This window comes from Micromonospora sp. M51, assembly GCF_018070305.1.
GTDB classification, from domain to species: Bacteria; Actinomycetota; Actinomycetes; order Mycobacteriales; family Micromonosporaceae; genus Micromonospora; species Micromonospora parva.
The window spans coordinates 1-7803 of sequence record NZ_JAGPXZ010000235.1; the positions used below are offsets into that span (position 1 = coordinate 1).

At 69.5% G+C, this 7803-nt stretch carries 12 protein-coding genes; 5 read left to right on the top strand and 7 right to left on the bottom strand.

The genetic code is table 11. The features are described 5' to 3' along the window. The coding region (locus KBX53_RS14795; protein WP_210859839.1) for a histidine phosphatase family protein at positions 1–213 on the top strand (213 nt) is incomplete at its 5' end. Positions 214–230: 17 nt separating this feature from the next. Here KBX53_RS14795 and KBX53_RS14800 read toward each other — a convergent pair. The 5 genes from KBX53_RS14800 to KBX53_RS14820 are packed head-to-tail and all read right to left on the bottom strand — an operon-like array spanning position 231 to position 2297. Next, a complete protein-coding gene (locus KBX53_RS14800; RefSeq protein WP_030330206.1) occupies positions 231–473 on the bottom strand; it encodes a hypothetical protein in 243 nt (80 codons plus the stop codon). After that, positions 470–841 (bottom strand): YbaB/EbfC family nucleoid-associated protein, encoded by a 372-nt coding sequence (locus tag KBX53_RS14805; protein ID WP_210859841.1) that lies wholly within the window; start codon positions 839–841, stop codon positions 470–472. Before KBX53_RS14805 ends, KBX53_RS14800 begins: the two co-directional genes overlap by 4 nt. After that, positions 841–1254, bottom strand: a complete 414-nt coding sequence (locus KBX53_RS14810; protein ID WP_167337285.1) for a YbaB/EbfC family nucleoid-associated protein — start codon at positions 1252–1254, stop codon at positions 841–843. Before KBX53_RS14810 ends, KBX53_RS14805 begins: the two co-directional genes overlap by 1 nt. Further along, a complete protein-coding gene (locus KBX53_RS14815) occupies positions 1251–1982 on the bottom strand; it encodes a hypothetical protein (RefSeq protein ID WP_210859843.1) in 732 nt (243 codons plus the stop codon). Before KBX53_RS14815 ends, KBX53_RS14810 begins: the two co-directional genes overlap by 4 nt. A 12-nt stretch (positions 1983–1994) precedes the next feature. Further along, complete coding sequence (locus KBX53_RS14820) at positions 1995–2297, bottom strand: hypothetical protein (protein ID WP_210859844.1); 303 nt, start codon at positions 2295–2297, stop codon at positions 1995–1997. 202 nt (positions 2298–2499) lie between these two features. Between KBX53_RS14820 and KBX53_RS14825 the strand changes: the two genes are divergently transcribed. Continuing rightward, the gene (locus KBX53_RS14825) at positions 2500–2745 is read left to right on the top strand and encodes a DUF3311 domain-containing protein (RefSeq protein WP_030330196.1); all 246 of its coding nucleotides are present in this window, start codon (positions 2500–2502) and stop codon (positions 2743–2745) included. Further along, a complete protein-coding gene (gene mctP, locus KBX53_RS14830) occupies positions 2745–4394 on the top strand; it encodes a monocarboxylate uptake permease MctP (RefSeq protein ID WP_210859845.1) in 1650 nt (549 codons plus the stop codon). Before KBX53_RS14825 ends, mctP begins: the two co-directional genes overlap by 1 nt. 248 nt (positions 4395–4642) lie before the next feature. Here the strand turns inward: mctP and KBX53_RS14835 are convergent, their stop codons facing one another. Next, positions 4643–5191 (bottom strand): TetR/AcrR family transcriptional regulator, encoded by a 549-nt coding sequence (locus KBX53_RS14835; RefSeq protein ID WP_210859846.1) that lies wholly within the window; start codon positions 5189–5191, stop codon positions 4643–4645. An 86-nt stretch (positions 5192–5277) separates the two neighbouring features. Between KBX53_RS14835 and KBX53_RS14840 the strand changes: the two genes are divergently transcribed. Beyond that, the gene (locus KBX53_RS14840) at positions 5278–6168 is read left to right on the top strand and encodes an NmrA/HSCARG family protein (protein WP_210859847.1); all 891 of its coding nucleotides are present in this window, start codon (positions 5278–5280) and stop codon (positions 6166–6168) included. A 155-nt stretch (positions 6169–6323) separates the two neighbouring features. Here the strand turns inward: KBX53_RS14840 and KBX53_RS14845 are convergent, their stop codons facing one another. After that, entirely contained in the window at positions 6324–6785 is a 462-nt protein-coding gene (locus tag KBX53_RS14845; RefSeq protein WP_210859848.1) for a MarR family winged helix-turn-helix transcriptional regulator, read from the bottom strand. Between the two features lie 54 nt (positions 6786–6839). Between KBX53_RS14845 and KBX53_RS14850 the strand changes: the two genes are divergently transcribed. Beyond that, positions 6840–7803 (top strand): MFS transporter (locus KBX53_RS14850; RefSeq protein ID WP_210859849.1); only part of this gene is annotated, 964 nt, incomplete at its 3' end.

The following is a 7803-nucleotide window of genomic DNA, read 5'->3' on the forward strand; positions in this document are numbered from 1 at the left end:
GGACTGCTCACCGCGTACCCCGGTGAGACAGTGGTGGTCGTCTCGCACGTCTCGCCGATCAAGCTGGTGCTGCGCGACGCCCTCGCGGCCGGCGACGGTTTCCTGCACCGGCTCTTCCTGGACGCGGCCGGCATCTCGGTGCTCGACATGTGGCCCGACGGCGGCGTGGCCGTGCGGACGGTCAACGACACCGCCCACCTCGCCGCGCTCTGATCAGCGGCGGTCGGGGCTCACCGGCTCGTCCGGTCCTGCCCTGGCCGGGCCGGTTGCCCGGCGGTGCCTCTGCGGTGCAGCCACCGCAGCAGGTAGAGGGTCGGCAGGGCGAGACCGGCCCAGAGCAGCGCCAGCGCCAGCCGGATCAGGCCGGGCATCTCGCCGTCGAGCGCGAGCCCGCCCAGCAGCAGGGTCACGGCGACGAACCAGACCAGCAGGATCGCGCTGTTGGCCCGGGGGGAGCGGGGTCGGCGGCTCACGTCGCCGCCTCCGCGCCAGGCCCGTTCCGCAGCAGGCGCTGCGGGTCGCGCAGCACCTCACCAACCCGGTGGTCGCCGATCGGCAACGAATCCAGCAGTGCCTGCCGGGCCTGGTCGACCTCGCGGCCGGCCGCCCGAATGGTCTCGGCGACCAGGTCACCGAGGGTCAGGTTGTCGACCGTGCGACGGGCGCGGGGGTCGATCCGGACGGTGAGCAGCTCCCGGTTGCCGGACATCTCGACTGTCACTTCCCCGTCGGGCGACGAGACCACGTGCCTCCGGTCGGCGGCCTGCTCGGCGAACTCCACGGTCGCGGTGATGAGCGCGTTCATCTGTCGGGTCAACGCGCCCAGATCGGGACGCCCCATCAGCTGGCCCTCCCCGCCGCAGTGCGGAACTCGTCCAGGGCCTGCCGCAGGCTGACCGCCTGGTCCACCCCGTCGTTTCCGGTGATCTCCTGAAGTCGCTCGCCGAGCACTGCGGCGAGTCGCGTCTGGGCTTCGCGGACCGCCTCCACGCAGGCGTTGCCGAGCGCGTCCGCGTCGAGGTCCCGAATGGCCTGTGGGCTGATGTACACCCCGGCGACCTCCCCGTCGCCGGTCACCCGGACGGTCACCGTGCCCGTCCCGTCGCTGGCGGAGACGCTCTCCTCCCGCAGCGACGCCACCCGTTCGTTGAGCTCGTTCACCCGGCTCTGGACCTGCCGCAGCGACGCCTCCGTGTAGCCCTGCCGCTGGGCCTCCCGCGCCGCCGCCGCAATCGCCTCCGCGTCCCCCGTCACCGCGTCTCCCACCTGCTCGGATCACCGATCTCGATCTTCAACGACTCGGGCAGCTGGACGCTGCGGGTATCGATCTTCCCGGCCTGGTCGGCGAACTTGTTGGCGAGGGCGTCGTTTGCGTCGCCGAGGCTCTTCGCCGACTGCCATACCAGCAACGCGAAACCCACCAGGAGGCCGATGACAGCGACCGCGAAGCCCGCCCAGGCCACGAAGATCGCCACCTTGACCGCGGGCGACACCGGACCGGAGGCGTTCGCCGCGATCGCACCACCGATGGCGGCGGCCGTGCCGACCAGGAAGGCCGCCAGCGTGGTGCTGACCCCGACGGCCATCTGCGCGCAGTACGAATCCATCAGCGCGCAGGTCTGGGTCAGCCGATCCAGGGCGGGCAACAGGTCGCCGGTGGCGAACGCGTGGAACTGGCGGGCAGCCGAGTCGTCCCAGTAACCGTTCACCTTCTCGATCTGGCTGAGCAGCTGCGCGTGCATGCTGTCGTAGGTGTTCTTCAGCTCGCCCCAGGTGCCCGAGTTGCCGAACCACGGCTCCGGGTCGACCACGTTCGGCATCACCAGCAGGGCGGTCACCGACGCCGCCGCCATCCCCGACCCGGACGGTTCGAGGGCGACGATCAACGCGCTCGTCGCGGCCACCACGAGACCACGCATCAGGAACGTGTCGAAGGCGTCGCTGTCCGGATCGGTCCACGATCCCTCGTCCCAGCCGGACACCCCGTGCTCCTCTCAGTTGTGCGGGGACCGGAAGCCGTCGGCCTGGTCGGCCTCCAACTGGTCGTAGTGCCCGGCGACCCGGTGCAACGCCGTGCCGATCGCCTCGAACGTCTCGCGCAGGGTGGCCGTCACCGCGCCCACGGCGGAGAGGGACCGTTCGTAGTCGTCGACGGCGGACAACGCGAACAGGGGGAACGCCTCCGACGGCATCTCCAACCCGGACAGGGCCCAGTTGGTCTGCTGGTCCAGCTCGTCGGCGTAGGTGCTGAAGGACGTGCCCAACGCCCGCATGGCCTCGACTTCGTACCGCGACACGGTGATCACCCCGCAACCCTTGGTCGCCATCAGGCTAGTAGGCAGGCACCGTCTGCGCTGTCCCGTGCCGGCGGGGCGTCATTCGGCGCACCACACTCGCCGCTCGGCGCACGACGCGCCTGACGGGTCACGTGACGCACGCCACAAAGCCGTAGCCTCCGGCCGTTACATCGAGATCCACGACTCCCCGGAGGTGTGTCAGATGGCTGCACCCGAACCGGAGGCGCCCACCACCACGGCGCCGACCAGGGCGAAGGACCACAGCCCCTGGAACTGGTTGCTGTTCATCCCCATCGTGGTGCCGCTGGTCCCGGTCTTCTTCAATGGCGACTCGCCCCGGGTCTTCGGCTTCCCGCGTTTCTACTGGCTGCAACTGGCCTTCATCCTGCTCGGCGTCGGCACCACCACGTTGGTCTACCAGATGACAAAGAAGCGGGGAGGTCACTGATGTGGCGGGACCATCTCACCGAGATCATCGTCTTCTCGTTCCTGTTCCTCCTGGTCAGCGTGATGGGCTTCGTGGCCGCCCGGTGGCGGGCACCGAAGGACATGGCGCACCTGGACGAGTGGGGGTTGGGTGGGCGCAGCTTCGGCGGCTGGATCACCTGGTTCCTGGTCGGCGGTGACCTCTACACCGCGTACACCTTCGTGGCGGTGCCGGCGTTGATGTTCGGTGCCGGTGCGGCCGGGTTCTTCGCCGTGCCGTACACCATCGTCATCTACCCGCTGGTCTTCCTGGTGCTGGTGCGGCTCTGGTCGGTGTCGCACCGGCACGGCTTCGTCACGCCGGCCGACTTCGTCCGCAACCGGTTCGACTCGCCGGTGCTGGCGCTGCTGATCGCGATCACCGGCATCGTCGCCACCATGCCGTACATCGCGTTGCAGCTGGTCGGCATCGAGGCGGTGCTCAAGACGATGGGCGTCACCGGCGACAACGCGCTGGCCCGGCACCTGCCGATCATCATCGCGTTCGCCATCCTGGCCGCGTACACGTACCAGTCGGGGTTGCGCGCGCCGGCGCTGATCGCGTTCGTCAAGGACAGCCTGATCTACATCGTGATCCTGGTGGCGGTCGTCTACCTGCCGTACAAGCTGGGCGGCTGGGGTGACATCTTCGCCGCCGCGGACGCGAAGTTCGACGCCACGCCCAACCCGAACGACGGCATCCTGCTCAACGGCAACAACCAGCTTCAGTACGTGACGTTGGCGTTCGGCTCGGCGTTGGCGCTCTTCCTCTACCCGCACAGCATCACCGGTGTGCTGGCCAGCCGGAACCGTGACGTGATCAAGCGGAACATGTCGGCGTTGCCCGCGTACAGCCTGTTGCTCGGGTTGATCGCGCTGCTCGGCTACATGGCGATCGCGGCCGGTGTGAAGCCGCTGCCCGGCGCCAAGGAGGGCACTGTCGACAGCAACACCGTCGTGCCGCTGCTCTTCGACCAGCAGTTCCCGGACTGGTTCGCCGGTGTCGCGTACGCGGCGATCGGCATCGGCGCGCTGGTGCCCGCGGCGATCATGTCGATCGCGGCGGCGAACCTGTTCACCCGCAACATCTACAATGAGTACCTGAAGCGGGACGCCTCCCCGGCCCAGGAGGCGAACGTCTCGAAGATCACCTCGCTGGTGGTGAAGGTCGGCGCGGTGGCCTGCATCGTGTTCCTCGATCCGCAGTTCTCCATCGACCTCCAGCTGATCGGCGGCGTGATCATCCTGCAGACGCTGCCGGCGGTGGCGCTGGGCCTCTACACCCGCTGGTTCCACCGCACCGGCCTGATCGTCGGCTGGGCGGTCGGCATGGGGTTGGGCATGTGGATGCTCTACCAGGTGGCCAGCCCGACCCGGAAGCACTTCGGTGGCTCGGCGTTCCCGCTGTCGGAGTTCGGGTTCGACACCACCAAGACGATCTACGTGGGCATCGTGGCGGTGGCGGTGAACCTGGCCGTGGCGGCGCTGGTGACGCTTGCGCTGCGGGCCGCGAAGGTCGAGGAGGGGGTCGACGGCACCGAGCCGGACGACTACTTCGCCGACGAGGGCGACCCTCGGGTCACCCCGGGCACCGAGCGCGACGCCGACTCGGCCCGCGAGCCGGTCGCCTGACACCGCTGATACGCCCGGGTGCCGACGTCGGTCGGTGCCCGGGCGTATCTGTGCCCAGGCCATCGTCTGGGTCTGGTCGTCTCGGGGTGGTCGTCTCGGGTCGTTGCTGTGGAAGGCGTTGTCGCGGGGGCAGTGAGGTGCCTTCAGATGCTGTAGAGCTGATGTCGCAAACGAATCAGGCACCCTCCACCATGGGCAGGAAGCGAGGGCGGGGTCAGCAAGGGCTGCCAGGCCGGGCCGGCGACGGCTCAGGGCTGTGGCCGGACCGCTGGCCCGATTCCCCGCAGGGCGAGGGTCAGCAGTTGTTCCGCCTTGGCCGCGCCCATCGGTTGTGCCGCGAGTGAGATGCCGTTGGCGAGGATCATCAGGTCGGCCATGGTGATGTCGGGTCGTACCGATCCCTCGTCGACGGCTCGGCGGAGCAGTGGTTCACCGGCGGCGACGAGCGTCGCGCCGCAGGTCTCGGACTCCTCGGCGGGTTCGTTCAGGAGCGAGTCCGCGAGGCCGCGGGTCGTCGTGGCGTACCCGGTCACCTCGTGCAGCCAGGTCGTCAGCGCGTCGAGCGCGTCCGACGCGGCGAGCAGATCTCCGGCGCGCGCCGCCAGGTTGCGGACACATCCGCCGAAGACCGCCTGGAGCAGCGACCACCGGGTGGGGAAGTGCCGGTGCAGGGTCGCCGAACCGACCCCGGCGGATCGGGCGATCTCCTCCAGCGAGGCGTACGCGCCGTCGCGGGCGATCGCCTCGGACGCCGCCGTGACGATGAGGTCGTAGTTGCGCTTCGCGTCCGCTCTCATGGCCCGCCTTGCAGAAATGGGGTGGTCCCCCGTATCGTAGCCGACGAAAAGTGGGGGGACACCCCACTTGTTTCGTTGGAGGCATCATGGCTGTTCTCGTCATCGGCGCGACGGGCAAGCAGGGCGGGGCCACGGCCCGAGCGCTGCTCGACCGTGGCGTCCCGGTCCGCGCCCTGGTCCGCGATCCCGGCGCCGACAGCGCTCAAGCCCTGCGGGAACGGGGCGCCGAACTGGTCACTGGCAACTTGGACGACGCCGACTCGCTGCTCGCCGCGGCATACGGGATGGACGGCCTCTTCTCCATCCCGTACCCGGACGTGACGGACATGCAGGGCGACGCCGAGGTGACCCGCGGCCGCAACGTCGTCGAGGCGGCGCGCCGCGCCGGCGTGGCGCACGTCGTGCACAGCAGCGTCTCGGGTGCCGGGGACTTCCACCGCAACCAGCCCGGCTGGGCCGAGGGTCGGTGGGACACGCACTACTGGGAGAGCAAGGCGGCCGTCGACGAGATGGTGCGCTCCGGTGGCTTCGCGCACTGGACCATCCTGAAGCCCTCGACCTTCATGGAGAACCTGCTCGGCTGGTCCTACCTCTTCGGCGACTGGTCCAGCGGCACGATCATCACCGGCTTCGCCGAAGACACGCGGATGCCGTGGGTCGCCGTCGACGACATCGGCGAAGCCGCCGCGCTCGCGTTCACCAACCCGGGGAAGCTCGACGGCCTGGACGTCGAACTCGCCGGCGACCTGCTCACCATGACCGAGATCGCGGCCATCCTGAGTGAGGTCACCGGCCGGGCGGTTACCGCTCCCGTGCTCACCCCGCAGGAGGCTGTCGAGCGCGGCCTGCTGCCCGCCATGGTCAAGGCGGTCGAGCAGATCAACGAGAACGGAAGCCCGGCCCGTCCGGAGATGGCCCGCGCCCTCGGCCTGCCCACCACCGACTTCCGCGCCTGGGCGCGCCGAACGTTCTCCTGAAACCCGGCCGGGCTCGGCGGGTGGCCGGGCGGGCTCGGCGGGTTCACCGTCAAGATCGTGCTCGATCCTTGTTGTAGTGCTCTCGGACCGCGAGGGATGCCACTACAACCAGGATCTTGCGCGATCTTGGTGGTGGCACAGGTGTCGCGGGTCGTTCAGCGGGGGCGGTTGCGGTTTATCAGGGCCTGGTTGAGGCGGCCCAGGAGGGCGGCGAGGGTGGCGCGGTCCTCGGCGCTCCAGTCGGCCAGCATGTCGCCGTAGAGCCGGGTGCGGGCGGCCTGGACGGCGGCCATCCGCTGCAGGCCGGCCGGGGTGGGGGAGATGACGGTGCCGCGGCCGTCGGACGGGTCCGGGGTACGGGTGATCAGGCCGTCGCGCTGCAGCGCTGACACCTGCCGGGTGACGGTGGAGCCGTCCAGGTTGAGTCGGGCGGCGAGCGCCGAGACGTTCTGCGGGCCGGCGTCGGCCAGGTGGCGCAGGATGACGTACGCCGCGCGGTCCAGCACCCGGTGCTCGGCGGTGCCGGTGGCCCGCCTTGTGGCCTCGCCGAAGCGCATCAGCAGGGCGACCTCGGTCTCGATCTGGCCGAGGGTGCTCTCGTCACTGTCGTCGCTCATAGCTGTATGATACAGAATAAGTACCTGTACAATACAGCTATCTGAGGAGTCGGAGTGGATCGGCGTTCCGAACCGAACCGCAGTGCCATCTACGCCACCACCCTGGTGGCCTTCCTCGCCATCGCCGGCATCGCCGTCGTCGACCCGATCCTGCCGGCCATCGGCGACGCGATCGGCGTCACCGCCTGGCAGGTCGAACTGCTGTTCACCGCGTACATCGCGGTCATGGCCCTCGGCATGATCCCGGCGACGCTGGCCAGCGGCCGGTTCGGCTTCAAACCGGTGCTCATCACCGGCGTCTCCGTGGTCGGCCTCGCCGCGATCCTCGCCTCGTTCAGCGACAACATCGTGCAGCTCTCCGTGCTGCGCGGCGTCTGGGGGCTGGGCAACGCGATGTTCTTCGCCACCGCCATGGTGGTGCTGGTCAACCTGGCCATCGACCGGGAATGGGTGGTCGGCCTCTTCGAAACCGCCCTCGGCCTCGGCTTCGCCGTCGGACCGCTGATCGGTGGCCTGCTCGGCGAGATCAGCTGGCGGCTGCCGTTCTTCGTCTGCGGCGTCTTCATGGTCCTCGCCCTCGGCGTGGCCTCCCGCAAACTCCGCGAACCCACCAACCGGCAGGCCCCGGTACGCCTCGGCCAGATCTTCAGCACCTACCGCCGGCCGGCGTTCATCGCCCTCTGCGCGGTCACCGCCGCGTACAACTTCGTGTTCTTCGTGGTGCTCGGCTACACGCCGCTCTTCCTCGGCCTGGACATCATCCCGCTGGGGCTCGCGTTCACCGGCTGGGGTCTCGGCCTGGCCACCGGCATCCTGGTCATCGGTCACCGGCTGGCCCACCGCATCGGCGCGGTACAGACCGTCGGCGTGGCCATCGCCGGCCTGCTGGTCTGCATGGTCCTCTTCGCCACCTCCAGCAGCACCGCCGAGGCGCTCGTGGTGCTGGTGCTCGCCGGCCTCTGCATGGGGCTCGCCAACGCCAACCTCACCGACCTGGCGCTCGGCCTCGGCTCCAGTG